Source organism: Acidisphaera rubrifaciens HS-AP3 (genome assembly GCF_000964365.1).
GTDB lineage: Bacteria > Pseudomonadota > Alphaproteobacteria > Acetobacterales > Acetobacteraceae > Acidisphaera > Acidisphaera rubrifaciens.
The window spans coordinates 1-2,781 of sequence record NZ_BANB01000532.1; the positions used below are offsets into that span (position 1 = coordinate 1).

The following is a 2,781-nucleotide window of genomic DNA, read 5'->3' on the forward strand; positions in this document are numbered from 1 at the left end:
GGCGGGCGGCGCAGACGGACGCGGTGGCCGAGGCGCCGTCCGACGTGCCTGACGCCGGGGAGCATGGCCCGCGATGACCGGTCTTCCCCTCGGCGCGACCATCGGCATCGTGGGTGGCGGTCAGCTTGGCCGCATGACGGCGATGGCGGCCGCGCGCCTCGGCTATCGCTGCCACATCCTGACGCCGGAGACGGACAGCCCGGCGGGGCAGGTCTGTGCCGGCGTCACGCTCGGCGAGTACGAGGACCCGGCGGCGCTGCGCGCCTTCGCCGCCGCGTCCGACGTCATCACCTTCGAGTTCGAGAACGTCAGCGCCGAAGGGCTTGATCTTCTGGCATCTTTCAAACCGGTGCGGCCCGCGCCCTCGGTTCTGCGGGTCAGCCAGTACCGGATCGCGGAGAAGAGCTTCCTGGACGCGGCCGGGGTGCCCACCGCGCCGTGGCGGGCGGTGTCGACACGCGCCGATCTGACGGCGGCGGTGGCGGCGCTCGGCCTGCCGGCGGTGCTGAAGACGGCGCGGCTGGGCTATGACGGCAAGGGGCAGGCGCTGCTGCGCAGCCCCGACGATCTTGACGCGGCGTTCGAGAAACTCTCCCCCAAACCGTTGATTCTGGAGAGTTTCGTCGATTTCGCTGCCGAGGTGAGCGTGATCGTCGCGCGTGGCGCGGACGGGACGCTGGCCGCCTTCGACACGGTGGAGAACCGGCACCGCGACCACATTCTCGATCTGACGCTGGCGCCCGCGCCGCTGCCGGAGAGCGTCCACGCGGCGGCGCAGGAGGCGGCGCGGAAAGTGGCGCTGGCCCTCGATCTGGTGGGGCTGCTGGCGGTGGAGATGTTCGTCACCCGCGACGGCACGGTGCTCGCGAACGAGATCGCGCCCCGGCCGCATAATTCCGGCCACTGGACCATCGATGCCTGCCCGGCCAGCCAGTTCGAGATGCTGGTGCGCGCGGTCGCCGGCCTGCGTCTGCCGCCGGCGGTGCGGCATTCGGACGCGGTGATGAAGAACCTGGTGGGGCCGGACGACATGGCGCATCTGCCGACCGTGCTGGCAACGCCGGGGCTGATTCCGCATCTGTACGGCAAGGCCGAGGCGCGGCCGGGGCGGAAGATGGGGCACGTCAACCGGCTGTTTCCGCTGGGCGCGCTGCCGGGTCCGTTCGGCATCGCCGATGCCCTGGGGCCGCTGGCGCCGGATCCGGTCTAGGGGCCGCCTGCGAAAAAGGGGCCGGTCGCCCGGCCCCTTCGTCGTCGTGACAGTCCGCCCGATCAGGCGGCGACGGAGGTCGCCTGCGGGTCGTTGGCGATCTGCTGCGGCTGCGGCTGCGCCGGCGTGGTGCCGATCTCGATCCGGCGCGGCTTCAGCGACTCCGGCACGACGCGCTTGAGGCCGACCGACAGCAGGCCGTTCTCCAGCGTGGCGCCGTCGACCACGATATGGTCGGCGAGGGCGAAGCGGCGCTCGAACGCGCGGGCGGCGATGCCGCGGTGCAGCACCTCGCCATGCGGGGTCTCGCTGCCGACGCGGCCGGACACGACGAGGGTGTTGTCCTTCACCACCACGTCGAGGTCGGCGGGCTTGAAGCCGGCCACCGCCATGGTCAGGCGATAGGCGTCATCGCCGGTCTTCTCGATGTTGTAGGGCGGATAGGACGGCGCCTCGCTGGCGGCGAGGCTGGCATCGGCGAGGCGGGCAAGCCGCTCGAAGCCGATGGCGGTACGGTAAAGGGGCGCGAAGTCAAAGCGGGTCATGGGTAACCTCCTGCAAGAGCAAGGTCTCAACATGGCCGCCCATGCGGGCCGGCCGGGTCGTGTCCGGGACCACGACGGGCTCCCGGATGCTGCAAGAGGTAGGTGCCGCACCCCCACTGCTTCAAGGGGTGCGGCCGTGATGTCGAGACGCGCCGCGCGGCTTACTTCTTGCGCATGCCGATGCCGGCGAACTTCTTGTTGAACTTCGCGACCTGACCGCCGGTGTCGATCATGCGCTGCTGGCCGGTCCAGGCGGGGTGGGACTTCGGGTCGATGTCGAGGCGGAGCGTGTCGCCCGGCTTGCCGTAGCAGGACCGGGTGGTGAACTGCGTCCCGTCGGTCATGATGACCGTGATCTCGTGATAGTCGGGGTGGATGTCGGTCTTCATGGCTGGCTCCGCTGCTGGCGGCGCCGATCCCGACCGGCGCCGCGAAGGCGGGCGCTATAGCGGAGCGCCCGCCCCCTGACAACGTGCCGCCCTGCTATTGCTGCTTCTGGTCGGGCGCCGGGGCCGGCGACTGCGCGTCGGGCTGCGCCTGCGGCTCCGCCCGGTGGTGCTGGCGGCGGTGGTGGAGGAAGGATCGTTCGGTCTCGGACCGGAAGACCTCGTCCGCCGTCTTCTTCTGCTCGGCCGGGAAGCTGTCATAGAGCGGCTGGAAGGCGGACAGCATCTTCTGCGCCTCCTGCGCCCGCTGCTCCGTGAGCGTCGCGTACGAACGCATGTTGTCCAGCGCGGTCATGCCGGACAGGTCGCTGCGGCGCGTCTGCAGGCCCTTGCGGATGGCGACGGCATTCTCGCGCATCACGTCGGCGACCTTGGCCCAGGCGGCTTCCTCGGCCGGGGTGATGCCGAGGCGGTCGTGCAGCGCCTTGATATGTGCCTCCAGCCGCGCGTCACGCTCGCTGCTGCCTGCGGCCGGAGGCGCGATCTTTTCCGGCGGCGCGGTGGGCGTGGCGGCCGGGGGCGCGATCTTGTCCGCCGGCGCGTCGGCGGCGCGGACAGATCGGAAGAGCACACGTCTGAA

General features: G+C 70.9%; 3 protein-coding genes. 1 reads left to right on the plus strand and 2 read right to left on the minus strand.

The window, feature by feature from the left end; genetic code table 11:
• Window positions 1-73 precede the first annotated feature (73 nt).
• On the plus strand, window positions 74-1,210 hold the full coding sequence (locus tag B8460_RS14180; protein ID WP_048862264.1) for a 5-(carboxyamino)imidazole ribonucleotide synthase: 1,137 nt from the start codon (window positions 74-76) through the stop codon (window positions 1,208-1,210).
• A 62-nt stretch (window positions 1,211-1,272) separates the two neighbouring features.
• Here the strand turns inward: B8460_RS14180 and B8460_RS14185 are convergent, their stop codons facing one another.
• Together B8460_RS14185 and rpmE are read right to left on the minus strand one after the other, a co-directional pair.
• Window positions 1,273-1,755 (minus strand): Hsp20 family protein, encoded by a 483-nt coding sequence (locus tag B8460_RS14185; protein WP_048862265.1) that lies wholly within the window; start codon window positions 1,753-1,755, stop codon window positions 1,273-1,275.
• 161 nt (window positions 1,756-1,916) lie between these two features.
• Window positions 1,917-2,144: a 50S ribosomal protein L31 gene (gene rpmE / locus B8460_RS14190; RefSeq protein WP_048862266.1), complete on the minus strand. Its 228-nt coding sequence runs from the start codon at window positions 2,142-2,144 to the stop codon at window positions 1,917-1,919.
• Window positions 2,145-2,781: the final 637 nt, after the last annotated feature.

Excerpts from the sequence above, each read along its gene's own strand:
- rpmE (WP_048862266.1), bottom strand. The coding sequence starts at position 2,144 with ATGAAGACCGACATCCACCCCGACTATCACGAGATCACGGTCATCATG.
- B8460_RS14185 (WP_048862265.1), bottom strand. The coding sequence starts at position 1,755 with ATGACCCGCTTTGACTTCGCGCCCCTTTACCGTACCGCCATCGGCTTC.
- B8460_RS14180 (WP_048862264.1), top strand. The coding sequence starts at position 74 with ATGACCGGTCTTCCCCTCGGCGCGACCATCGGCATCGTGGGTGGCGGT.